The sequence below is a fragment of the Occultella gossypii genome, assembly GCF_019947135.1.
Taxonomy (GTDB): domain Bacteria; phylum Actinomycetota; class Actinomycetes; order Actinomycetales; family Beutenbergiaceae; genus Occultella; species Occultella gossypii.
Genome location: NZ_JAGSHT010000007.1, coordinates 159,679 through 180,856 on the forward strand (window position 1 = coordinate 159,679; position 21,178 = coordinate 180,856).

Consider the following 21,178-nt stretch of genomic DNA (forward strand, 5'->3'; position numbering starts at 1 on the left):
TGGGGACTGTGCGTCAGGCCTGCTCGGGAGCGGCCGGCTTCTCCTCGGCGGCCTCGGTGGCCGGGGTCTCCTCGGCAACGGGGGTCTCCTCGACGGCCGGGGTCTCCTCGACAGCCGGGGTCTCCTCGACAGCCGGGGTCTCCTCAGCAGCCGGGGTCTCCTCAGCAGCCGGGGTCTCCTCGACGGCCGGGGTCACGTCAGCGGCCTCCGCCGCCTCCACGACGACCTCGGGCGCGGCAGGCGCGCTCGCCTCGGCAGCGGCCGCCTCGGCGGCCGTGCCCTCGGCGCTGGCCTCGGCACCCTGCTGCGCCTCGTGGGTAGCGAGCAGCTCGCGCTCCCACTCGGCCAGCGGCTCGGCCTCGGTGGTGGCCGCATCGCTGCCGCCACCGTGACGGGAGACCAGACCCGCGGCGGCGGCGTCGGCCACCACGCGGGTCAGCAGGCTGACGGCGCGGATCGCGTCGTCGTTGCCCGGGATCGGGAAGTCGACCTCGTCGGGGTCGCAGTTGGTGTCCAGGATGGCCACGACGGGGATGTTGAGCTTGCGCGCCTCGGCAACGGCGAGGTGCTCCTTCTTGGTGTCCACGACCCAGACGGCGGAAGGCACCTTGGCCATGTCGCGGATGCCGCCGAGGGTACGGGCGAGCTTGTCGCGCTCACGGCGCTGCATGAGCAGCTCCTTCTTGGTGAAGGAACTGGAGGCGACGTCGTCGAAGTCGACCTCCTCGAGCTCCTTGAGGCGCTGCAGGCGCTTGCTCACGGTGCCGAAGTTGGTCAGCATGCCGCCGAGCCAGCGCTGGTTCACGTAGGGCATCCCCACGCGGGTGGCCTGCTCGGCCACGGCTTCCTGCGCCTGCTTCTTGGTGCCGACGAAGAGGATTGTGCCGCCACGTGCGACCGTCTCCTTGACGAACTCGTACGCGCGGTCGATGTCCAGCAGCGACTGCTGCAGGTCGATGATGTAGATGCCGTTGCGCTCGGTGAAGATGAAGCGCTTCATCTTGGGGTTCCAACGGCGGGTCTGGTGCCCGAAGTGGACACCGCTCTCGAGGAGCTGACGCATGCTGACGACGGCCATGGCTCGTCCTTTCGACGTGGGGCGGACCCCACACATCACGTGCCGCGGCGCTTGGGCCGGGCACAACTCGGTTGTCCCTGAGTCACCGGGTGGTGCTCATTCCTGGTGCTCACGGCCGTTCGGCACCGGATCGAGGATCCGGACCATGCCGCACGACCCCACTCGCTGGGAGTGGTCTGTGAGCGCGCGATGTCAGGCGGCAGTCCCGAAGGACGTACCACCTGCAGGTGCGAGTCTACCGGATCCTCGGGGCGGCCCCACACAGCCCCGCGCCGGGTGACTCGCCGTCCCCAGGCCCCCGTCGCGCCGGCGACCGACCGGGCGACGTCGGGTTGGCTGAGCCGATGGCCGGTACCCGTTCCACCACCCTCGGCGTCGTCGCGATCACGCTGGCAGCCGGGCTCGCCCTGTTGGCACCGCTGGACCCCTCGGCTGTGAGCGGGGCGCCACCAGGAGGACCCCGGATCGACTCGCCCACCGTCGAGCCGGGCACGCAGGCCGGCACCGCACCGACATCACCGCCCGTGGCCGGCGGGTACGGCTGGCCGTTGACCCCGGAACCGGCGGTATTGACACCGTTCAGCGAACCCGAGCAGGTCTGGTCGCCCGGGCACCGGGGCGTGGACCTCGCCGGCACGCCGGGTCAGGACGTCCTGGCCGCGGCGGACGGTGTGGTGGCGTTCGCGGGCCGCGTCGTGGACCGGCCGGTGCTCTCCGTCGACCATCCCGACGGGATCCGCACCACCTACGAACCGGTCTCCACGACCCTGCCGGTAGGCACGGTGGTGCGCCGTGGCGACGTGATCGGCCAGCTCGCCCGCGGCGACGCCGGCCCACACTGTGGGCCGGCCCAGTGGTGTCTGCACTGGGGAGCCCGGCTGGGTCGACAGCGCTACCTGGATCCGCTGACGCTGCTGGTCGCGGATCCGGTGATCCGCCTCTATCCGGTCGACGACGCCGGCGCTCCGAGCGGTCGGGCGCCCGCTCCGGACGCGATCGCGTGGCTCACGGGAAGGCGTGCACCACCGCGGACGCGAACGGCAGACTCAGGGTGCCCGCGTTCGTGCGGTGGTCGGCCAGGTCCGCCAGCACCGCCGCGGCGGCCTCCGCTCGGCCGGTCACGTCGAGGTCCCTGGCCCAGTAGGAGGTGGCCAGGTGGTCGGCGATGAACCCCTCGTCGGCGGGGACGTCCACGGTGGTGGTCACCTCCGCCGTGGTGACGTCCACGAGGCCACCGGCGCGTAGTTCGTGGGCCACGAGCGCCAGCCGGTCCGGGAGTTCCTCGACTCCGACGAGCGCCTCGGTCCCGGCAACGGCGGCGATGGCACGCGCCTCGGCGGCGAAGAACGGGTTTCGGTCCAGAGGCAGCCAGATCGTGGCGGCGAACCCGCCGTCCACCCGGAGGACCCGGCAGGCCTCCTCGACGCTCACGCGCAGGCTGGGGATCCGCTGCAGCCCCTGCTGACTGATCACCCGGTCGAAGGTCCGGCTCGGGAACGGCAGGGCGTCGGGGTGGGCCTGCACCCATTCGATCACGAGACCGCGATGATCGGCCGCGACGTCGAGCAGGTCCTGATCGTCGTCCAGGCCGGCCACCCGGCCCATCGGCCCGGCGGCCTCGGCCGCGGCCCGGGTCGCGACGCCCGTGGCACAGATCAGGTCGAGGACGGAGCCGCCGACGGGGATCCGGGCGGCGTCGATCAGCGCCGCCACGAACGGGGCGACGATCGGCGAGACCGCGTCCTCGTAGTCTCGGGCCACGTCCAGGGCGGAACGGGACTCCGGCTCCTGTGCCATACCTCACAGGCTAGTCGGCCTGCCCGCGGCGGCAACGTGAGATGCCGGGGCTACGTGAGGTGGCCACGCCGGAGAGGCGACGGGGGTCAGGCCCGTGGGTGGGCCTGCTGGAACGAGGCGCGCAGCCGCTCCGCCGAGATGTGGGTGTACCGCTGCGTCGTTGCCAGCGACGCGTGCCCGAGGACCTCCTGGACCGAGCGCAGGTCGGATCCGCCCTCGAGCAGGTGGGTGGCCGTGGAGTGCCTGACGCCGTGGGGCGCCAGGTCGCGGACCCCGGCGGCAGCCGCCAGCTCATGGACCGCGCTACGGACCTGCCTCGTCCCCAGGCGCCGGCCCCGGTGCCCGAGGAACAGGGCGTTCGTCGTCGCCGCCGGGTCCACCAGTCCCCCGCGGACGTCGACCCACTGCATGAGCGCCCGGGCGGCCGGCACCCCGAACGGCACCATGCGTTCCTTGTTGCCCTTACCGAGCACCCGCACCAGTCGTTGGCCCTGGTCGACATCCGCGAGGTCGAGACCCACGAGCTCGGACACCCGCAGACCCGAGGCGTAGAGGAGTTCGAGCGCGGCCCAGTCGCGCACGTGGGCGGGTTCGCCGTCGTCGGCGCGGGTCCTGGCCACGGTCAGCAGCGTGTCGGCCTCGTCGACGGCGAGCACGGCCGGCACCACCGAGTCCGGGCGCGGCGCGAGCAGCCGGAGCGCCGGGTCCTCGGCCATCCGGCCGGTCCGCTTCGCCCACGCCGTGAACGTGCGCGCGGCCGCGGCGCGGCGAGCGAGGGTGGAGCGGGACAGGCCTCGTGCCGACTGGCCGGCCAACCAGGAACGCAGTGCGGTCAGGTCGAGGGCGTCCAGGTCGGTGGGGGTGTCGGCGTCGACGGTCGGGACGGCGTCCAGGAGCGTGCGCACGTCGCCGCGGTACGCCCGGCTGGTGTGCTCGGACAGCCCGCGCTGGGCCTGCAGGTGTGCGACGAAGGCGGCGAGCATGGCGGCGTCGCCGGGGCGCTCGGGGACCCGGCGCGGCCGCGTCGCGCCGGCACGCGAGCGCGGTGCAGACATGGAATCAGCCTGCCACGGGGCAGGGTGGGACCGGGCCACCGGCACGCACCTTCGTCCACACGGCAGGGTCGGGCCGGACTACGGCGCACGGCCCGCATCCGCGCGTCAGGCGGGGTGGGCCACGGCACGCACCCTCAGCCGCGACGAACGCGCACCCGCCGCCACCCGCTACCGTCCCGGGTCACCCGACCGGCCAGCTCGAGGAACCCGAGCGCGGCCCGCACCGAGACCTCGTCCAGCCCGGCGCTACGAACGACGGCGCCGAACACCGCCTCGCCTCGGGCAGGGAGTGCGTCGAGCACCCGGGCCTGCTCGGGGTCGAGATCGTCGAGGAGTCCGGCGGCCACCACCGGCTCCTCGGGCAGCGCCGTCCCGACAGGCTGGACGAGCTCGGCGACCTCGGCGGCGTCGGTGACGCAGATCGCATCGGACTCCCGGAGCAGCCGATGACAGCCGGCGGAGGCCGCGGAGGTCACCGGTCCCGGCACCGCCCCGACCGGCCGGAGCAGCTCGGCGGCTTTGGCGGCGGTACTGAGCGCACCCGATCGCCAGGCCGCCTCGACCACCACGGTGGCCCGGGCCAGCGCCGCGATGAGCCGGTTCCGGGACAGGAACCTGGTCCGCATCGGCGCGGTGCCCGGCGGTACCTCGGCCACCACGGCTCCGGTGGCCGCGACCTGCGCCAGGAGCTGGGAGTTCCCGTTCGGGTAGTACCGGTCGAGTCCGCCGGCCATCACCGCCAACGCCGGTCCGTGCACGCTCAGCGTGGCCCGGTGCGCGGCTGCATCGATGCCGTAGGCGCCGCCGGACACCACGGTGATGGACTTGTCGGCCATGCCCATCGCGAGGTCGGTGGTGACCCGTTCCCCGTAGGCGGTGCTCGCCCGGGAACCGACGAGTGCGACCGACGAGGCCGCCAGGGTCGCCGGGTCACGGGCACCGATCACCCACAGGCACATCGGCGCGGACTCCCCCAACTCGTCCAGACCGGCGGGCCAGGCCGGCGAGCCGGGCAGGATCAGGTCCCCACCGCGGCGGGCGATCACGTCGAGTTCGCGCCGGGGGTCGAGATCGGCGAGCCGTGGCGTCCATCGAGCGACCGCGGTACGCCAGTCGCCGCGCGGCGGCTGCGCCGGCACCGCTGGGAACAAGCCCCGGTTGGCATGAAGCAGCCAATCCAGGGCCGGGCCCGCCCCGAGGGTGGCCACCAGCCGGTTCGCAGCCCGGTCGTCCGGTTCCGCGAGTCGGCTCCAGGCAGCGCGGGCGAGATGCTCGTCGAGGTGGTCGAAGGGCAGCCGGTCAGGCATGGGTGCCCACCATCCGCAGCGCGAGCGCCTCGCCCACGTCGGTACTCGTCGGTTGGTCCCGCTCGGCGAGATCGGCCAGCGTCCACGCGACCCAGTGCACTGCCAAACGGCGTAAGTGAAGCCATACTAGGTCCTGCCCGACCCGACCCGCCCGAGGAGCCCCCATGACCCGCCGCGCACTCCTGTACTACCGGCAATCGCTCGACGCCGCCGAGGGCATCGAGCGACAGCGCGCACGGTGCCGGGCCCTGGTGGAGGCGCGCGGATGGACAGTCCACCGGGAGTTCGTAGACAACGACACGTCGGCGTCGAAGCCTCGCGGTGCGGGCACGGCATGGGCCGCACTGATGACCGAGCTCGACGCGGGCACCGACGACACCGTCGTGGTGGCGGTGGACATCGACCGGCTGCTCCGCACCATCCAGGACCTCGCAACGATCATCGAGACCGGCGCCATGGTGGCCACGGTGGACGGTGAGATCGACCTCACCACGGCCGACGGGGAGTTCCGCGCCACCATGACCGCGGCGCTCGCCCGGTTCGAGGTCCGGCGCAAGGGCGAGCGCCAGCGACGCGCCCAGGACTCGGCCGCTCGCAAGGGCCTGCGGACCTCGGGGCGCCGCCCGTTCGGGTATGACGCCGACGGCGTCACGGTGCGCCCCGAGGAGGCCGCTGCGGTCCGCGAGGGCTACGACCTGCTGCTGTCCGGTGTGCCCCTCGGCGGCATCGCTCGGCGCTGGAACGCCGCTGGCTTCCGCACCGGGCAGGCTCCCCGGACCGCCCGCGGCGCCGGACCGGACGCGCCGGGTGGCCTGTGGCGTCACGACAACGTCCGCGCGGTCCTCATGAACGCCCGCTACGCCGGGCTCCGTGCCCACAAGCGCGCTCTGGTGATCGGTGAGGACGGCCAGGTGGTCCGGGCGGAGTGGCCCGCACTGGTCCCCGAGGAGACCTGGCGTGCTGCGAGCGAGGTCCTGACCAACCCGACGCGGCGCACCGGCCCGCGCGGGTCGAAGCGGCTCCTGACCGGGCTGGCCCGCTGCGGTGTGTGCGGGGCGACCGTGCACGCCGGGGGCGCCGTCGCCAAGTACGGCATGTACCGCTGCTCGGGCAGCAGTGGTCACGTCGGACGCCAGAGCGACCCGGTCGACGCCTACGTGGGCGAGCTCGTGGTGGCTCGACTCTCCCAGCCGGACGCTGCGGAGCTCCTGGTGGACCACACCAAGCCGGACGCCTCCGCACTCCGCGCCGAGGCCCGTGCACTCCGAGCCCGGCTGGAGTCGGTCGCGATCGACTTCGCCGACGGCGCGGTGACCTCCGCTCAGCTCCGCACCATCACCGCCCGACTGACCGACCGCCTCGCCGCCATCGACGCCGACATGGCCGACGCTGGCCGGGTGGACAAGCTCGGGCCGCTCGTGGGCGCCGAGGACGTCGCCGCGGCGTGGGAGGCGATGGAGACCGACCGGCGCCGCGTGGTCATTGACGCGCTGATGACGGTCACGCTGCACCCGCCCGGCCGAGGCACCCGGACGTTCCGGCCGGAGTCGGTCGGCATCGACTGGCGAGGCGCCGAGGCGTCAGACGGCTAGCGCGCGAGGAGCTTCTTCCCGAGTTCGTCGACGGTCTTGTTGAGGTCCTTGATCGAGCCTCGCACGTGGTGCAGCGAGCCGTCTGGGGCGTCACGTGCTTCGCGCCAGTCCGACACGTCCACGTCGTGCTCCACCCGGTCGAGCGGCCCGCTCGGCCCGTCCGCCTCGACCACGATGTGGTACGTCTGCGAGCCATCGTCCTTGAGCAACTCGGGGCCCGTCCCGAGGGCCCAATGGATCGTACGTCCCGGCGACAGCGACTTGATGCCATCGGCGAGGCGCTCCTGCACCCGTGTGACCCACTCGGCGGTCCTACCGACCGACGGCAGCGGGCGGTCGACCGTCACCCGGACGTTGGTTGCCAGAGTCGGCCCGGCGTTGCCCACGACGAGCTGCAAGGTGGTGCCCTGCTGCATGTCGGGCAGGATGTCAGCCCACACGTAGGGCTGCTGGCTCTGCCTCGCCAGCTCCTGCTGTAGCTGAGTCTGGGCGATCGCAGCGTCTGCCTGGGCGCGCTGGACCTCGGTCTGGGCCACGGCCGCATCGGCTTGGCGCTTGGCTGCGGAGGCAGCTATCGCTGTGAAGAACAGGGCTACCAGGGCCACGACTGCACTGGCGATGGCTATCCACGTTGACGGTTCCATAGCCCATGGGTATCAGCGTTGGAGTCGGCGGGTTAGCCGAACGACACACCCAGTTCGCCCACGCGCGTCGGTGGTGGCTCCTACGCTGACCGGCATGACTCCCGAGGAGCTCTGGGCGGTGTGGGTGACGGCAGGCGCCACGATCCTGGCCGCCCTCGTGCCTGGCGTGCTGTTCTTCGTTGAGCTGCGCGGGCGCAAGGCAGCGGAGGCGAAGCTCGCCGAGCGCGTCACGACGGACGAGACCGCCGAGGTCCGGCGAGTCCCCGTCTGGTACCAGTACGTGGAGATAGGCCTGCCGGTGCCGGGCTCGGACGGCGTGGTGCGGCAGCCCGTCGACGTCGAGGTCTATGCACACAACCTCTCGGCCGACCCGATCTTCGACGTGAAGCTCCACGTCGCCAAGACGTACAACAACTTCCCTCCCGAGGCTGCGACACCGGTGCCCGGCTATCGACCGCTACCTGACGTGATCGGGCACCAAGTCCTGCTGCTCCCTCAGCATCAGATGGGGGCACGCCTTGAGGGGTTCGGCTACGCCTCGGCGCACCCTGGTTGGGAGGTTGTGCCACCGTGCTACGTCTCGTTCAAGGACGTCCGTGGCCGTCGCTGGTGGCGCTCGTACAGCGACGAGGTTGAAGAGCTGGGGACAACGGACGAGATGCATCGACGCCTTCGGGACCTGGCGGAGGCGTCACGCCCCAGACCGCCGAGCCCGCTACGACGAGCAGCGGCATGGCTGAGGCGGCGCCTCCCCGTCCGGGCACGTGCTGCTGAACCGTCGTCCGATGAGCCCGCAGTCGACAACGACGAGCAGCGCGTGAGCGCCGAGGGGGACTAAGGACTACCAGGTGCCGTCTTCTGCCGCGCCGCTCGGAACCGGGACAGTTTCGCGTCTCGCTGATAGACCTCATACAAGAGCTCGTCCATGAACGACAGCAAGTCCGCGCTAGTGTCCTCGCCGATGTTGATCACGAAGTCACCGTGCGCCATCTCGTTACCAATGAACCGAATCTCGTGGGCCGTTCCCTTGACGCCCTTCCCGATGACCTCGTCGTCGTACAGCTTGTCGATCTTGGCCATGAGACTGCCAGAAGTAGCGCCCTTGTCCTTGGCTGTCGCCTCAACCACCGCGCGTGCCATGATCGCCGCCGCCCGGTGCAGCCCGGCCGCGTGACAGGTCCATGCCTCCGCAGCCGCCTCGGAGATCGGGCTGGGGACGTCCTCCGGCTCGCCATGTCCCGAGGCAAAGGGATGCCATAGCACTCCGACTCCACGCTCAAAGACGTCCTTGATCGCGTTCACTACGGCGCCATCCGCGCTAAGCGCGGTCATTTGCCAACCCGAGCTTTGCATTGCGTTGCTCGGGATAATTGCAGCCCGAGAGACCTTGATCTCGCCCATAGTTCCACAACCACATTGATCGCATCGGAAGAGCGCGAACCACCGCAGGACACTATCGAGCTCGGCCGCACTCTCGTGGTGCGGTTCGGTCGAGCGCTGGGTCTGGTGCGCATCCTTGCCACAGTTCCAGCAGGTCCTCGTCGCCATGGAAACCGAGCCTAGTGGAGAGTCGCATCGCTATCGGGGAGTATGGGGGCGTCTCCATCACAGCGTGCGCGCACAGCGGAGCCCTCCGCCGGCAGCGATCCTTACCGCGACGGGACCCCCACCCCAGGTCAGTGGAACCGTCTCGCTCTGGAACGGTCTGGGCCCTCTCGCGCGCGCGTGCGCGAAGGCGTTGAAATGGGAGTGGACTGGAACGCTCTGGAACGGTCGCGCTCTCGCGTGCGAGATGGCCTCTCTCGCGGCCGTAGGGCGCTGCGTGGGTGAGGGGCTGAGACTGGCCCAACTCGCGTGCGAGCGGGGGTGGAGCTGTAGCGAGACCGACCCCCGCGGCACGGGTGGCTCGCGGGGGTCGGTCGGGATGGAGCGTGGCCGGTTCGGGGAGCCCGGCCACGCTCCGGGACTCAGGCGCCGGTCAGCGCCAGCCGGACCACCCGGTGCGGGCGCGTCACGTCCAGGTTGAACCGGCCTTCGACGCGGGCCACCACCTGGTTGCGGGTGAACGTGTCGCCCGGCATGCCCCACTCGACGCGGATGCCAGCGCCGTCGGTGGTGACCTCGACGCTGTCGTTGCCGACCACGTACCCATCCCCCGCCGCGAGGCCCGGCACGGTCACGACCTGGGTGCCCCACGCGGTGCGCGCGGAGGCGTCGATGGGCCCGCCGAGGTCGAAGTTGCCGCCGCTGTTGCGAGCGGTCTGGATGGCCAGCCAGTCGGTCGAGGCCAGCGCGATGAACGCCGCTCCGCCGATGTCCTCCACCTTGGACAGGCCGGACGCCAGCGTGGTGATGCGGTCGGTGGCGAACGCCTGGGTCTGGATGCCGCTGGTGTTGGCGAGGCCGGTGAAGTGCTCACCGGTGCCGTCCCCGGCCAGGACCTCCAGCTCCAGCGCGTCCAGGATGGCGTCCACCAGCTCGGCGCCGACCCACGTGCGGAGGTTGGAGGCATCCTCCAGGAGGTACTTGTCGACCGGCTCGGACAGCACCGCGATGACCCGGAGCCGGGCCTCCTCGGTGTGCAGGCCGAGCTTCTTGGTCGGCTTCACGTCCCCCGGTGCCACCACTCCCGCGGTGCCCGGCGAGGCGATCACGGTCTGCTTGAGGACCTTGTAGACCGCGGCCTTCACCGACGCGGGCAGCACGTCGATCAGGCGCGGCGGGCGCTCCTGGGCGAGGCTGCTCGGGATCGGCTCGGTGTTGACGACCGGGATCGTGACCACGGTCTCGCCCGCGGGCACCAGGCCCTTGACGCCGGGGCTGACGCGGCCGGAGTAGGTCTGCATCCCGGCGAGCATCCGGTCCTTGAGGCCGGACATGTCGAGGCGACCGTGCCCGTCCTTCGCGTCGTCGATGCCCGCGCTGAGCTGGCTGACGAAGTCCGGGCGGGCCTTGACCGCGGCGTCCTGCGCAGCGATCTTGACGTCGAGCTCCTGGACCTCGGCGACCTTCGCCTCGACCTGGGCGAGCTCGGCGTCGGTCAGGTCCCGGCCCGCGGCCTTGGCCCGGTTGACGATGTCCTGCGCGGCCTTGAGTGCGGCTGCGCGCTGCTGCTTGAGGTTCACTTGGGAACCCCTCTCTGTGCTGGTGCGCCCTTGGGGGCGCGATGAGTGAAGGGGAGCCGCTCTCGGGCTCTACGGGCGGCGCTGGAGGCACGCTGGCGAGCACAGATGGAGCGGGTCGCGGTGAGCGGACGGGTTGACCCTCGCGCCCTCGTCTTGACTCCCGAAGGAGCCCTCGACTTGACGCTCAGTTGACCGCTGGCCCAACGCTTGCAATCGCAATCTTGCCCCAGCACAGCGCCCGTTACGGGTTCGGGCGCCACACGTCCTCGCGCCAGTGGTCCGCCGCCTCCGGTCGGGCGTAGACGACCTCGGCCTCCCCCGTCAGGTCGCGCCGGGTGACCACCCGCTCGGTGTGCTCGGCGTCGCGAGGGTTGAGCGTCTCTGGCGCGTCGGGCTGGTCCCGGAGCCAGGGCAGCTTCATGACGCGTTCCCGTCCGGCGTCGCGGCGTCCTCCGCGGCGATCATGAACCGGAGCTGCTCGACCCAGTCCGGCGCGAGCTGCTCGGCGTTGGCCGCGGCAGCGGTCGCGAGGGCGACGATGAGCTGCCCGACGCCGTGCGGGGCATCCTCGCTCGCCTCGTTGAGCACGACGGCGAGAGCGTCGAGGTCGTCGGTGCCGATGGCCAGCACCGCGCGCAGGGCACGGTTGCGGGCTCGGAGCTCGGCGGGGGTCGGTGCGGGTGTGGTGGTCATGCTGTCCTCCTCGGACTCGGGTGGGTGATCATGAGTTGGGCCTCGGCGGCACGGTCCGCCGCGTCACGGGCAGCGGCCCGGCCTCGGGGGCGACGGCGCCACTCGCCCCACTGCCCGGCCTCGGGCCGGTAGGTGCGGCCGTAGTCGGTGCACTCGGCCAGGAGTGGGCACGTGGCGCACGCCGCCGCGGCCCGGTCGAGCTCGGCGGGGTCCTCGCTCGTCCACGCCTCCGCCAGCACGGTCGAGGCGCCCCGGCACGGCAACTCCTCGGCGTAGACGTCGGCCAGCGCGTGCAGCACCGCGAGGTCCTCCGCCGACCGGGCGAACAGCGGCCTCGGCGGGGCAGCCTTCCTCGGCGTGCTCACCGCGCTGCCGGAGGGTCGAACGTGTCGACCAGGTCGGACACGCCGGTCGCGATCCTGGCCAGCTCGCTCACGTCGAGCTCCTCCACCGCGGTCGCGATGCGCTCCTGCGCCGTGGCCGATCGTTCCAGGGCCTTGGCGATGCGGGCCAGGGTGGTGAGGGTCTGGTCGGTGGTCATGGTTGGTGCCTCTCGGGTCTGGTGGTGGTGCAGGGTCGGGTTCTCCCCGCCGCCCGGCAGCAGGGGGCGTTCCACAGCGGAACTCCGTTCTCCGAACCCCCCTCCATAAAGGGGGGGTAGGGGGGTTCGGTAAGTCCCCCTGAGGGGAGTTGAGGCGAGTTGAGGGGAGTTGCGGTATCCATCAGCTCGCCCCGAACTCGTCGGCGGCGCTCGACAGCCGGTAGGTGAACCCGCCGCCCTTGCCCGAGCGGGGTTCCTGCCTGACCGCGCCTGCCTTGACGAGGGAGTCACGGACAGCCCGCGCGTCCTTGGTCTTGGGCACGCCCTCGCCTTCCAGCCCGGCGCCCGACAAGCCGTCCGGGTGCTCGGCGAGGACCGCGAGTATCTGCTCTCGCACGCGCTGGTCCTTGGCCGACCTCCGGCTGCCGTTACCCGTGAGACTCAGCTCGCGGGTGAGCGGGTTGAAGGCGAGCGCGTCCTCATCCACGTCCACATCGCGTCCGACCGCCCGCATGTACTTGAGCGGGTCGTCGGGGTCAGCGCTTCGGGTCAGCGTGATGATCGCGTCGGCCCAGTCCTCCAGCGCCGACGATCCGCGTGTCCGCTCGCCGTCCCAGCCCGCATGCGCGGCCAGCACGAGGTCTGTTGCACCGACCTCGGCGCGTGTGAACTCGTCCAGCGCAGTGAGCCAGCCGCCGACCTCGCCCGCGTCGTTCTGCTGGACTCCGGAGTAGGCGCGGCCGAACGGGTCCACGATCAACGACTCCACGTCGTGGTCGCGGAGTACCCGCGCGAGCTCCGCCCGGTCCTCCGGCGCGGTGAACGGGTTCCGCCGCCCGCGCAGGTTGACGATGAACATCCGCTCGTCGGGGATGCCGACCTCAGCCGCCCAGCGGGCGAACGAGTGCCCGGAGACCTCGAAGTTGAGCACGGCCACGTTCCCGTCGATGGCGCGCGTCTCGAAGCGGTCCAGGAAGTCGTCGCCGGTGATGAGCGACCGCGCCAGGTTGAGCGCGAACGTCGTCTTGCCCGTCTTCCGCTGCGCGGTGAGCAGCACTGAGCCGTCAGCCGGGATGAGGCTCTCGACTCGGTACGGCGGCGCAGGTGGACGGGCGAGGAGCTCGGCGAGAGTGCCACTGTCGAACGGCGGCAGCGGTCCAGCCCTCTCGCGGTGCACCAGCTCGCGGGCAGCCTCCCTGATCCGGATGAGGTCGGCCTCGGCCGCGACCTTCCGCGCGAACGTGTCCTCGGGCGTCGCGCCCACGCTGGCGACCACGTCGAAGTCCTCCCCCGGCGCCCCACGCTCCGCGCAGCAGCCGCGGTCCGCCTCCGGGGTCCGCCCGTCGGCCTCGATACGGCCCGCGGCGCCCTCGTACTGGCGCTCCCACTCGGCCTCGGCCTCGGTCTCGCTCGCCCGGTCCTGGATGGCTTCGACGAACCGAGCGTGCAACTCGTCCAGTGCCGCTGCCGCGCCCCGGTGACCCTGCTCGCCCAGCCGTAGCAGCCGCTGCGTTGCCGGCAGGACCTTGTCGTGCCTGCCGTCGCCGTCGAGCATCGCCAGAGACTCATCCAGCGCCCGCTCGACGGGCGGGCACGGCTCCCCGTCCGAGAGCCACTCCGGCGGCACCTGCGTCCGCACAGCCGACACAGCATCCGGCTCGCCAGCCGACGCGCCCGGCTTCAGCAGCGCTCGCCCCCAAGCCTCGGGGAGCTCCGGCAGCTCCTTCGGGTCGGACAACGGCCCGTGCACGACTGCCCCGGTCCGCTCGTCCAGGTAGCCGTAGATGCGGCCCGTCCTCGGGTGTCGCGTCGGCCAGACGTTGGCCTGGCGGTGACCCCAGCGCACCGTCTCGATACCCTCGCCGGGACCACTCAGCCACACCCGCTTGCGCTCCAGCGCCGCCAGCGCGGCGGGCAACCGGTAGAGCCGGATGCCGGAGGTCCCGTCGTAGTCCGGAGCGTCGGCCCGCGAGGTCACCCGCACGGTCGCGGGGAGCTCCCCGTACTCCGCCTCCAGCGCCGCGAGAGTCTCCGCTCCGGCCTTGTCCCCGTACGCGTCAACGTCCAGCCCAACCACACCCTGCAGTCGGACGCACACGCCGTTCCGCGGGTAGCGCCGCGACCACGCCTCGACCTGCTCGCCGGGGATAGCGGGCACGTAGCCAGTCGCCCCAATCGGCGTCCTGCCCTTGCCTGCGTCGAGCAGTGGGACCGGTGCCCAGTCCAACGCCGTGTAGAGGTCCGCCACGTCGGCGTAACCCAGCTGGTAGACCGCCTCCTCTGCCCCATCCTGCGGGAAACTGGTCTCGGCAGTCCCAGCAGGTCTACCAGGTGTGCCGTCCCGGTGAGAGCCGGGGCGGCCACTGCCATCCTTGGGCTTCATCGCTGCACGCCTCCCGTCGACGTAGACGGGCGGAGGACACCTGCGAGGCGGTCGCGCTGCTCGGACGTGAGCGGCGGTGCCGAGGCGACGAGCTCGGCCACGGCACGGTCGACGGCCGCACGCTCCGCGGCGTTCACTCGGCACCGCCGTACAGGAGCTCGGCCAGCTCGGCGCGCTGCTTACTCGTCAGCGGCGGGTCAGCCGTGAGCGCCTTGCAGATCGCGCGCCTGACATGGGCGGCGGTGAGGTTGCGCCTCGCAGCGGCGACAGCCTCGGGATCGGGTGTGCGGGACGGGTTCGCGAACAGTCCGGCGAGCCGGTTGCGCGCGACCAAGACGGGGTCGGATGAGGACATGGGAGAGCTCCAGGTACGCAGGAGTTCTGACGGCTCATCCCGTGCTGGAGGACCGAGCACCCTTCTGGTGTGGCCACCCGCCGTACCAGCGCTCTAGTGGCTGGTCAGGAGACATCGTGCCCCAATTGGCTAGGGGTGAGGCGGACCTCGTGCGCACGACTTTGTGCGACTCGCCAGAGCGGCCTATAGACAGGATGAGTAGTAGCGTTCCCGCAGGTCAGAGCGCGACACGCCGGGGCACGACTCGCCGACGCTTGAAGCTCGCGACGCGCCAGCAGGGCCTCGCTGGCACGCTCCCACTTACGCTGATTACGTGTCCACGCGACCCGCAGGACCCGGTCCAGCCCTCGCAGGCTGAGCCGCCCGCGATCGAGCTCGGCGTCCAGCCGGCCCGCGACCGCGGGACCGACGCGGCGGGTCCGCTCCCGCAGCCAGGAGCCGGACACCTCCGCGTTCGTGGCCCACCCTGTGCCCGCGAGCCGCTCGCGCTGCCGCTCCCGCGCGCCCCGGACCCGGGCGGCCACCACCGCCGTCGACTCCGGGGCAGCGGCCGCATTCAACTCGGCGCGCGTCACCAGGGGCACCTCGAGCCGGATGTCGATGCGGTCGCGCAGCGGACCGCTCAGCCGCGCCTCGTAGCGGCGCCTGGCCATCGCCGTACAGGTACAGTCCAGGCCCTTGCCCACGGACCGGCCGCACGGGCACGGGTTCGCCGCGAGCACGAGCTGGAACCGGGCCGGGAACCGGGCGACGCCACGGGCCCGGTGGATGACCAACTGCCCCTCCTCGAGTGGCTGGCGCAGGGTCTCCAGTACCCGGACGCTGAACTCCGGAGCCTCGTCCAGGAAGAGCACCCCGCGGTGGGCCCGGGAGGCGGCCCCCGGACGGGGCAGCCCGGAGCCGCCGCCCACCACGGACGCCGGTGTGGCGGTGTGGTGCGGATCCTCGAACGGAGGCCGGACCAACAGGCCACCGGCGGCATCGAAGGTGCCCGCCACCGAGTGCACCGACGTGACCTCCAACGCCTCGGCGTCGGTCAGATCCGGCAGCAGCCCGGGCAGCCGGGCGGCGAGCATCGTCTTGCCGGTACCGGGTGGTCCCACCATGTAGAGGTGATGCCCGCCCGCGGCCGCGACCTCGAGGCCACGACGGGCCTCGCTCTGCCCGAGCACGTCGACCAGGTCCTTCACGACCAGCGCGTTCGGCGGCGCGGGTGCCCGGCGCGGTGCCGGGACGACGGCGATGGCGCGTAGCCGCGCCGCGGGGATGTCGGCCCCGTAGAGCTGGGCGAGGTGACCGAGGTGCGCGGCGCCGTGCACCACGGCGCCCGGCACGAGACGGGCCTCGTCGGCGTTGGCCTCGGGAACCACCACGTGCGGGTGACCGGCTGCGACCGCCGCCGCGACGGCAGGGAGGATCCCCCGCACGGGGTGGATCCGCCCGTCGAGGCCGAGCTCGCCCAGGTGGACCCGCTGCCGAGCCACCTCGCCGTCGATCTTCCCTGCGGCGAGCAGGCTCGCGACGGCGATCGCCAGGTCGAACCCGGATCCGGACTTCGGCAGGTCCGCTGGAGAGAGGTTGACCGTGACCCGGGAGGCCGGCCAGGCCAGTCCGCTCGAACTCACGGCGGCCCGGACGCGTTCCTTTGACTCGCCGAGGGACGCGTCCGGCAGACCGACGAGGCCGAAGTGCGGCAGCCCGGACTGCAGGTGGGTCTCGACCTGCACGGGGTGACCGAGCAGGCCGATCAGTGCCACCGACCAGGTCTGGCCGAGTCCCATCTCAGCTCACCCCGCGCAGGTGTTCGAGGCGAGGCCGCTCTCCGGTGGGGTGCCAGATGGCGATCACATCGATCCGCACCCCCGCGGTCCGGGTCGGGTGCTCGGCCAGCCACAGCCCGGCCAGGCGGCGCAGCCGCGCCAGCTTGGCCCGGTCCACGGCTTCGGCCGGATGCCCGAAGCTCAGCGACGTCCGCGTCTTCACCTCGACGATCACCACGTCGTCACCGTCCCGGGCGACGATGTCGATCTCGCCGGCCGGGCAGCGCCAGTTCGTGTCGAGCACCTCGTAGCCCTGGCGCTCGAGCCATCTGCGGGCACGCAGTTCCCCGGACCTGCCCACCCCGTCCTTCGCGAGCATCGCGACCACCTCCGCAGGCGATGCTGCCCGCGTCGGCACAGGCCGGATCAGGCTGGGCGCGCAGCTGTGGAGACAGGTGCATCACGGCCCGACTGTGGAGAGGGCAGGCGCGCCGGGTCCGGCGCACGCCCGGCTAGCGGGGCAGTTCCAGGTCCGGCTTGGCCAGCTCCTCGACGTTGACGTCCTTGAACGTCACGACCCGCACGGACTTCACGAACCGCGCGGACCGGTACACGTCCCAGACCCAGGCGTCCGCGAGGGTCAGTTCGAAGAACACCTCTCCGCCGGCCGAGCGGACCTGCAGGTCCACCTGGTTCGCCAGATAGAAGCGGCGCTCGGTCTCCACCACGTAGGAGAAGAGTCCGACGACGTCCCGGTACTCGCGGTAGAGCGCGAGCTCCATGTCCGTCTCGTAGTTCTCGAGGTCCTCTGCACTCACTGGTCCATCATGCCCCCTCCGGCGACCGCAGGTGTCCCCGTGCCGGTGTCCACGCCGGGCAGCGACCAGCTCCTGCGGTGCAGCTCGCACGGGCCATGCTCGGTGAGGGCGGCCAGGTGCTCCGGTGCCGAGTACCCCTTGTTGCCGTGCCAGCCGTACGCGGGGAAGCCCTCGTGCAGTTCGCGCATCATGGCGTCCCGCTCGCACTTGGCCAGCACGCTCGCGGCCGCGACCACGGAGCAGGTCAGGTCCGCCTTGATCCGGGTCGTCACCGGTGGCGTCGCCGCGGCCGGGGTGAACAGGTCGGCCGGCGCGCTGAGCCAGTCGTGGTTGCCGTCGAGGATCACCACGTCCGCCTCGATGCCGTCGCGGGCCAGCGTGGTGAGCGCCCGGGTACCGGCGAGCCGGAGCGCCGCGATGATGCCGATCCGGTCGATCTCCGCCGCGCCTGCGTGGCCGACGGCGCTCGCGACGCTCCAACGGCGGATCGGCGCGCAGAGCCGCTCCCGAGCCTCGGGACGCAGCAGCTTGGAGTCCCTCAGACCGGCGGGGCTTCGACCGGTGTCGGCGTCGATGACCACGACCCCCACGCTCACCGGACCGGCCAGTGCGCCGCGCCCGACCTCGTCCATCCCGGCCACATAGCGTCGCCCACCGGCGAGGAGCTCACGCTCCAGGAGCCGGGTGGGCGGGCGGCTCACGACGGGTCGGGGACGTCGGCGAACGTTTGCTCGGGGTTGCTCAACCACGTGATCGAATCCAATGGCCAGATGATGACGAAGGCGGTACCCACCACGTTACGTATCGGAACGAACCCTCCGCCAACCGACGCGGCGTTGTATCGCGAATCCGCCGATCGGGGCCGGTTGTCCCCCATCACCCACAGGTGCCCCTCGGGCACCACGACGTCGAACGGGTCGTTGCTCGGCGCGGCGCCGTCGATCACGTACGGCTCGTCGATGGCGGCGCCGTTGACCGTGATCTGCCCGGCCTCGTTGCAGCAGACGACGTGATCGCCGGCCACTCCGATGATCCGCTTGATGAGGTGTTCGTCGGCATGCTCGGGCAGGATCCCGATCCACGTGAGCACCTGCTCCACCGGGTTCAGGGGTTCCGACTCGGGGTTGTCCAGCCAGCCGCCCGGATCGAGGAAGACGACGATGTCTCCGCGTTCGAGCTCGAACGGACCCGGGGTGAGCTTGCTGACGACCAGCCGGTCGCCCACCAGGAGGGTGTCCTCCATGGAGATGCTCGGGATGTAGAAGGCCTGCGCCAGGAAGGTCTTGATGATCAGTGACAGCGCCAGCGCGGCGACCAGCACGATGACGCACTCGTGCAGGAACGACCGGAGCGCACCACGACGGGACTTCTGCTCGCCGTCCGCGCCGTCATCGTCGCCGTCGTTCGCTTCGTCGCCTTCGGCGTCGGTCGCCTCATCGTCGATGATGGCCGACGGCGTCGCGTCGTCGGTCTCGACGGCGTCGGATTCCGGGTCGGCGGGTGACTCCTCGGGCAGGTCCGTTGGACCGTCATGCCGTTGCGTCACCGCGCCGTCCCGTCATCCTCAAGCGGGCCGGGCCCGCTGGTCACTACGTTCAGCTCGCGGGGGTGTCGCGACGCTCCTTGATCTTGGCGGCCTTGCCGTGGCGCTTGCGCAGGTAGTACAGCTTCGCGCGGCGAACGTCACCGCGGGTGACGACCTCGATGTGGTCGATCGTCGGGGAGTGCAGCGGGAAGGTGCGCTCGACGCCGACGCCGAAGCTGACCTTGCGGACCTTGAAGCTCTCGCGAACCCCGCCGCCGGAGCGGGCGATCACGACGCCCTGGAACACCTGGATACGGGAGCGGCTGCCCTCGATGACCTTCACGTGCACCTTGAGGGTGTCGCCGGCGCGGAACGAGGGGATGTCCGAACGCAGGGAGCCTGCGTCGATGCTGTCCAGAATCTGCATGGTGATGCCTTCCCGCTCGTGCGCACAGGTCACGCGCGATGGTCAGGGCGGCCGGAGCCACCTGATGTCAGTGGTGGTCGCGTTGGTGGGCGGCTGAAGTCGCGCTCCCCTGTGGCAGAGCACGTCGCGGCCCGCGCGACTGACCTAGTTTGCCATACGGCGTGGGCAGGCGGAAATCACACGGCCACGAGTGTGCGCGTCATCACGTAGTCGTCGGCCCGGAACGTCCCGACGGTGAATCTCTTGGTGCCGGCGCGGGTGAACTCGCAGGCCCGGTAGAAGCGCTGTGCGCGTTCGTTCTGCTGGTTCACGCCGAGCCAGAGTGTGTGCACGCCCCGCTCGAGCGCCCGGGCCGCCGTCGCCGCGACGAGCGCCCGCGCCACCCCGGCCCCGTGATGTTCCGGCAGCACGTAGCACTTGGACAGCTCCGCCGCCGGGCGGCCGGCGACGACGGCCGCGACGTCCGGGTCCGCCGGCTCGCCGTGCACGGTCATCGTGTAGCCGACGACGGTGCCGGCGACCTCGGCCACGTGCACGTCCCGATCCCGGTCGCGCAGGTAGCGGCGGAAGTCGACGGCGGTGAGGTGCTCCTCGATGAAGGCCCGGACGTCCTCGGCGGGCAGCTGTGGCGGGCAGGCGAGCGGGAACGTCCGGGCGGCGACGTCGGCGATCGCCTCGGCGTCCACGGGGCGCGCGAGACGGATCTCGGGCGAGCCCTGACCCGTGATGAGGTCCGGGCGGCGCCGGGCCGTGCGCTCCACGGCGCGGGCGCGGCGCCACGACCGGATCCGTCCGTGATCCCCGGAGAGCAGCACGTCGGGCACGTCGAGGCCGCGCCACGACGGCGGCTTGGTGTACACGGGGTACTCGAGCAGTCCCGCGGCGCCGTGCGACTCCTCGACGAGCGACTCCGGGTTACCGATCACTCCGGGCAACAGCCGCGCAACCGCCTCGATCACCACGAGCGCGGCCACCTCGCCGCCGTTGAGCACGTAGTCGCCGAGGGAGATCTCCCGGACGGCCACATCGTCGCGTCCGGAGTAGTGCTCGGTCACGCGGGCGTCGATGCCCTCGTACCGGCCGCAGGCGAACACCAGCTGCCCACCGGCGGACACCAGCAGCGCCAGCTCCTCGGCCACGGCCTGGGTCATCCGGTCCCCCGCGGGCGTCGGCACGAGCACCGTGCGGGACGGACTGTCGGCGACCAGGACGCCGTCGAGTGCCTCGCCCCACACGTCCGGCCGCATCACCATGCCGGCGCCACCGCCGAACGGGGTGTCATCCACCGTGCGGTGCCGGTCGCTGGTCCAGTCCCGTAGGTCGTGGACGCCGATGTCGAGGAGGCCGTCGCGACGCGCCTTCCCCACCAAGGAGAGTTCCAGGGGCGCCAGGTAGCCGGGGAAGATCGTCAGGACGTCGATCCGTCCGCTCACCGGTCCTCCCCCTGCTCGGGGTCCTCGTCGTCGGGCACGTCGGAGCCGGCGAGCAGACCGAGCGGTGCGTCGATGATGACGCGTCCGCCGGCCACGTCGACCGTCGGCACGATCGCCCGGACGAACGGCACCAGGGTGCGCTCGCCCGTGTGCTCGCGCAGGATCAGCACGTCCTGAGCGGGCAGGTGCCGGATCCCCTCGACCTCACCCAGGTGCTCGCCGTCGGGGGTCTCGGCACGCAGGCCGGCCAGCTCGTGGGGGTACCACGCGTCCTCCTCGACATCATTCAGAGGTTCGGCGAGCAGCACCACGCCACGCGTCCCCTCGGCGGCGGTCCGGTCGGTCACGCCCTCGAAGCGGACGTACCAGTGCTTGCCCCGGTGGCTCAGATCGGCGATGGTCAGCGGCCCGGCGGCGGGGGGCTCGGTCTGCAGGCTCGTACCCGGGGCCAGGCGCGTCTCGGGATCATCCGTGTGCACAGCCAGTCGCACCTCACCGCGCAGACCTTGCGCGCCTCCCACCGTCGCGACCCGGAGCAGGCTCTCAGATGCGTTCACTGGTCGATCATGGCGCATCGGCACCGTGCCGGGCGAACGGCCGGTCCGTGGCACGGCCATGCGCCGGCGGCGGAGACGGATCAGGCCC

Annotated in this window: 24 protein-coding genes and 1 pseudogene; 3 read left to right on the top strand and 22 right to left on the bottom strand. The window is 71.7% G+C overall.

Features of this window, described 5'->3' with window-relative positions:
- Positions 1 to 13 precede the first annotated feature (13 nt).
- A complete protein-coding gene (rpsB, locus tag KCQ71_RS07370; protein ID WP_223404386.1) occupies positions 14 to 1,078 on the bottom strand; it encodes a 30S ribosomal protein S2 in 1,065 nt (354 codons plus the stop codon).
- A 344-nt stretch (positions 1,079 to 1,422) separates the two neighbouring features.
- Here rpsB and KCQ71_RS07375 point away from each other — a divergent pair.
- Positions 1,423 to 1,947: pseudogene (locus KCQ71_RS07375) on the top strand (M23 family metallopeptidase); the annotation flags it as partial.
- 136 nt (positions 1,948 to 2,083) lie between these two features.
- On the opposite strand, the gene KCQ71_RS07380 reads toward KCQ71_RS07375, so the two are convergent.
- The 4 genes from KCQ71_RS07380 to KCQ71_RS27870 all read right to left on the bottom strand — a co-directional run bounded on the left by KCQ71_RS07380 (position 2,084) and on the right by KCQ71_RS27870 (position 5,337).
- The gene (locus KCQ71_RS07380) at positions 2,084 to 2,875 is read right to left on the bottom strand and encodes a class I SAM-dependent methyltransferase (RefSeq protein WP_223404388.1); all 792 of its coding nucleotides are present in this window, start codon (positions 2,873 to 2,875) and stop codon (positions 2,084 to 2,086) included.
- 86 nt (positions 2,876 to 2,961) lie between these two features.
- Complete coding sequence (locus tag KCQ71_RS07385; RefSeq protein ID WP_223404390.1) at positions 2,962 to 3,930, bottom strand: tyrosine-type recombinase/integrase; 969 nt, start codon at positions 3,928 to 3,930, stop codon at positions 2,962 to 2,964.
- A 134-nt stretch (positions 3,931 to 4,064) separates the two neighbouring features.
- On the bottom strand, positions 4,065 to 5,237 hold the full coding sequence (gene dprA, locus KCQ71_RS07390; RefSeq protein WP_223404392.1) for a DNA-processing protein DprA: 1,173 nt from the start codon (positions 5,235 to 5,237) through the stop codon (positions 4,065 to 4,067).
- Positions 5,230 to 5,337, bottom strand: coding sequence for a magnesium chelatase subunit ChlI family protein (locus KCQ71_RS27870; RefSeq protein WP_372453963.1), 108 nt, complete (start codon positions 5,335 to 5,337; stop codon positions 5,230 to 5,232). Before KCQ71_RS27870 ends, dprA begins: the two co-directional genes overlap by 8 nt.
- A 64-nt stretch (positions 5,338 to 5,401) precedes the next feature.
- Here KCQ71_RS27870 and KCQ71_RS07395 point away from each other — a divergent pair, with 64 nt between their 5' ends.
- A complete protein-coding gene (locus KCQ71_RS07395; RefSeq protein ID WP_223404394.1) occupies positions 5,402 to 6,829 on the top strand; it encodes a recombinase family protein in 1,428 nt (475 codons plus the stop codon).
- Here the strand turns inward: KCQ71_RS07395 and KCQ71_RS07400 are convergent.
- Complete coding sequence (locus KCQ71_RS07400) at positions 6,826 to 7,473, bottom strand: DUF8453 domain-containing protein (RefSeq protein WP_223404396.1); 648 nt, start codon at positions 7,471 to 7,473, stop codon at positions 6,826 to 6,828. The genes KCQ71_RS07395 and KCQ71_RS07400 overlap by 4 nt on opposite strands.
- A 94-nt stretch (positions 7,474 to 7,567) precedes the next feature.
- Here KCQ71_RS07400 and KCQ71_RS07405 point away from each other — a divergent pair, with 94 nt between their 5' ends.
- Positions 7,568 to 8,311 carry a hypothetical protein gene (locus tag KCQ71_RS07405; RefSeq protein WP_223404398.1) on the top strand — a complete coding sequence of 248 codons (744 nt, stop codon included), beginning with the start codon at positions 7,568 to 7,570 and terminating at the stop codon, positions 8,309 to 8,311.
- On the opposite strand, the gene KCQ71_RS07410 is transcribed toward KCQ71_RS07405, so the two are convergent.
- The 16 genes from KCQ71_RS07410 to rimM form a co-directional block, all read right to left on the bottom strand.
- Positions 8,308 to 8,874 (bottom strand): DUF4145 domain-containing protein, encoded by a 567-nt coding sequence (locus KCQ71_RS07410; protein WP_223404400.1) that lies wholly within the window; start codon positions 8,872 to 8,874, stop codon positions 8,308 to 8,310. The genes KCQ71_RS07405 and KCQ71_RS07410 overlap by 4 nt on opposite strands.
- Positions 8,875 to 9,440: 566 nt before the next feature.
- Positions 9,441 to 10,598 carry a phage major capsid protein gene (locus KCQ71_RS07415; RefSeq protein WP_223404402.1) on the bottom strand — a complete coding sequence of 386 codons (1,158 nt, stop codon included), beginning with the start codon at positions 10,596 to 10,598 and terminating at the stop codon, positions 9,441 to 9,443.
- Positions 10,599 to 10,839: 241 nt separating this feature from the next.
- On the bottom strand, positions 10,840 to 11,019 hold the full coding sequence (locus KCQ71_RS07420; RefSeq protein ID WP_223404403.1) for a hypothetical protein: 180 nt from the start codon (positions 11,017 to 11,019) through the stop codon (positions 10,840 to 10,842).
- Positions 11,016 to 11,291 (bottom strand): hypothetical protein, encoded by a 276-nt coding sequence (locus tag KCQ71_RS07425; protein ID WP_223404405.1) that lies wholly within the window; start codon positions 11,289 to 11,291, stop codon positions 11,016 to 11,018. The genes KCQ71_RS07420 and KCQ71_RS07425 overlap by 4 nt, the downstream gene beginning before the upstream one ends.
- A complete protein-coding gene (locus KCQ71_RS07430) occupies positions 11,288 to 11,656 on the bottom strand; it encodes a WhiB family transcriptional regulator (RefSeq protein ID WP_223404407.1) in 369 nt (122 codons plus the stop codon). Before KCQ71_RS07430 ends, KCQ71_RS07425 begins: the two co-directional genes overlap by 4 nt.
- A complete protein-coding gene (locus tag KCQ71_RS07435; RefSeq protein WP_223404409.1) occupies positions 11,653 to 11,907 on the bottom strand; it encodes a hypothetical protein in 255 nt (84 codons plus the stop codon). The genes KCQ71_RS07430 and KCQ71_RS07435 overlap by 4 nt, the downstream gene beginning before the upstream one ends.
- A 106-nt stretch (positions 11,908 to 12,013) precedes the next feature.
- Positions 12,014 to 14,215, bottom strand: a complete 2,202-nt coding sequence (locus KCQ71_RS27220) for an AAA family ATPase (RefSeq protein ID WP_283248623.1) — start codon at positions 14,213 to 14,215, stop codon at positions 12,014 to 12,016.
- 133 nt (positions 14,216 to 14,348) lie between these two features.
- The gene (locus KCQ71_RS07450) at positions 14,349 to 14,570 is read right to left on the bottom strand and encodes a hypothetical protein (protein WP_223404411.1); all 222 of its coding nucleotides are present in this window, start codon (positions 14,568 to 14,570) and stop codon (positions 14,349 to 14,351) included.
- 104 nt (positions 14,571 to 14,674) lie between these two features.
- Positions 14,675 to 16,351 (bottom strand): YifB family Mg chelatase-like AAA ATPase, encoded by a 1,677-nt coding sequence (locus tag KCQ71_RS07455; RefSeq protein ID WP_223404413.1) that lies wholly within the window; start codon positions 16,349 to 16,351, stop codon positions 14,675 to 14,677.
- Between the two features lies 1 nt (position 16,352).
- The gene (locus tag KCQ71_RS07460; protein WP_223404415.1) at positions 16,353 to 16,718 is read right to left on the bottom strand and encodes a YraN family protein; all 366 of its coding nucleotides are present in this window, start codon (positions 16,716 to 16,718) and stop codon (positions 16,353 to 16,355) included.
- 124 nt (positions 16,719 to 16,842) lie between these two features.
- A complete protein-coding gene (locus KCQ71_RS07465) occupies positions 16,843 to 17,148 on the bottom strand; it encodes a DUF2469 domain-containing protein (RefSeq protein WP_154793551.1) in 306 nt (101 codons plus the stop codon).
- Positions 17,145 to 17,849: a ribonuclease HII gene (rnhB, locus tag KCQ71_RS07470; RefSeq protein ID WP_223404416.1), complete on the bottom strand. Its 705-nt coding sequence runs from the start codon at positions 17,847 to 17,849 to the stop codon at positions 17,145 to 17,147. The genes KCQ71_RS07465 and rnhB overlap by 4 nt, the downstream gene beginning before the upstream one ends.
- The gene (gene lepB, locus KCQ71_RS07475; protein WP_223404418.1) at positions 17,846 to 18,694 is read right to left on the bottom strand and encodes a signal peptidase I; all 849 of its coding nucleotides are present in this window, start codon (positions 18,692 to 18,694) and stop codon (positions 17,846 to 17,848) included. Before lepB ends, rnhB begins: the two co-directional genes overlap by 4 nt.
- 49 nt (positions 18,695 to 18,743) lie before the next feature.
- Complete coding sequence (rplS, locus tag KCQ71_RS07480) at positions 18,744 to 19,100, bottom strand: 50S ribosomal protein L19 (protein WP_223404420.1); 357 nt, start codon at positions 19,098 to 19,100, stop codon at positions 18,744 to 18,746.
- Between the two features lie 176 nt (positions 19,101 to 19,276).
- Positions 19,277 to 20,533: a tRNA (guanosine(37)-N1)-methyltransferase TrmD gene (gene trmD / locus KCQ71_RS27875; RefSeq protein WP_372453955.1), complete on the bottom strand. Its 1,257-nt coding sequence runs from the start codon at positions 20,531 to 20,533 to the stop codon at positions 19,277 to 19,279.
- Positions 20,530 to 21,090 carry a ribosome maturation factor RimM gene (gene rimM, locus KCQ71_RS07495; RefSeq protein WP_223404422.1) on the bottom strand — a complete coding sequence of 187 codons (561 nt, stop codon included), beginning with the start codon at positions 21,088 to 21,090 and terminating at the stop codon, positions 20,530 to 20,532. Before rimM ends, trmD begins: the two co-directional genes overlap by 4 nt.
- Positions 21,091 to 21,178 lie beyond the last annotated feature (88 nt).

Excerpts from the sequence above, each read along its gene's own strand:
- dprA (WP_223404392.1), bottom strand. The coding sequence starts at position 5,237 with ATGCCTGACCGGCTGCCCTTCGACCACCTCGACGAGCATCTCGCCCGC.
- KCQ71_RS07385 (WP_223404390.1), bottom strand. The coding sequence starts at position 3,930 with ATGTCTGCACCGCGCTCGCGTGCCGGCGCGACGCGGCCGCGCCGGGTC.
- rpsB (WP_223404386.1), bottom strand. The coding sequence starts at position 1,078 with ATGGCCGTCGTCAGCATGCGTCAGCTCCTCGAGAGCGGTGTCCACTTC.
- KCQ71_RS07455 (WP_223404413.1), bottom strand. The coding sequence starts at position 16,351 with ATGGGACTCGGCCAGACCTGGTCGGTGGCACTGATCGGCCTGCTCGGT.
- KCQ71_RS07380 (WP_223404388.1), bottom strand. The coding sequence starts at position 2,875 with ATGGCACAGGAGCCGGAGTCCCGTTCCGCCCTGGACGTGGCCCGAGAC.
- KCQ71_RS07395 (WP_223404394.1), top strand. The coding sequence starts at position 5,402 with ATGACCCGCCGCGCACTCCTGTACTACCGGCAATCGCTCGACGCCGCC.
- KCQ71_RS07410 (WP_223404400.1), bottom strand. The coding sequence starts at position 8,874 with ATGGGCGAGATCAAGGTCTCTCGGGCTGCAATTATCCCGAGCAACGCA.
- KCQ71_RS07400 (WP_223404396.1), bottom strand. The coding sequence starts at position 7,473 with ATGGAACCGTCAACGTGGATAGCCATCGCCAGTGCAGTCGTGGCCCTG.
- KCQ71_RS07425 (WP_223404405.1), bottom strand. The coding sequence starts at position 11,291 with ATGACCACCACACCCGCACCGACCCCCGCCGAGCTCCGAGCCCGCAAC.
- KCQ71_RS07420 (WP_223404403.1), bottom strand. The coding sequence starts at position 11,019 with ATGAAGCTGCCCTGGCTCCGGGACCAGCCCGACGCGCCAGAGACGCTC.
- KCQ71_RS27220 (WP_283248623.1), bottom strand. The coding sequence starts at position 14,215 with ATGAAGCCCAAGGATGGCAGTGGCCGCCCCGGCTCTCACCGGGACGGC.
- KCQ71_RS07450 (WP_223404411.1), bottom strand. The coding sequence starts at position 14,570 with ATGTCCTCATCCGACCCCGTCTTGGTCGCGCGCAACCGGCTCGCCGGA.
- KCQ71_RS07405 (WP_223404398.1), top strand. The coding sequence starts at position 7,568 with ATGACTCCCGAGGAGCTCTGGGCGGTGTGGGTGACGGCAGGCGCCACG.
- rplS (WP_223404420.1), bottom strand. The coding sequence starts at position 19,100 with ATGCAGATTCTGGACAGCATCGACGCAGGCTCCCTGCGTTCGGACATC.